General features: G+C 66.3%; 1 protein-coding gene. It reads right to left on the bottom strand.

Annotated elements, in window-relative coordinates; translation table 11 throughout:
• Positions 1–205: contractile injection system protein, VgrG/Pvc8 family (locus tag OC610_RS29500; protein WP_264433432.1), on the bottom strand; the 205-nt coding region annotated here is incomplete at both ends.

Here is a 205-nt window from a genome sequence, read left to right as displayed (position 1 = left end):
ACCCAGGCCCCGGGCGTTGCCCGCCAGCTCGACCTGCTCGTGCAGGGTTTGCAAGGCTTCGATGCGGGTGCGGGCGTAGTGCTCGCCATCCGAACTTTGCACATAGGTGCCGGGGTAGTCATACAACGGATAGTCGCCAGCGGTGTGCGGGCGGGGCATGGCCGAGCGTACGTCGATGCGGGCGCTGGGGCGTTGGAAGTCGTAA

This window comes from Pseudomonas agronomica, from assembly GCF_025917275.1.
Taxonomy (GTDB): Bacteria; Pseudomonadota; Gammaproteobacteria; order Pseudomonadales; family Pseudomonadaceae; genus Aquipseudomonas; species Aquipseudomonas agronomica.
Note: the sequence above shows the minus strand (reverse complement) of the source record. Positions and strands in the feature narration are given on the sequence as shown.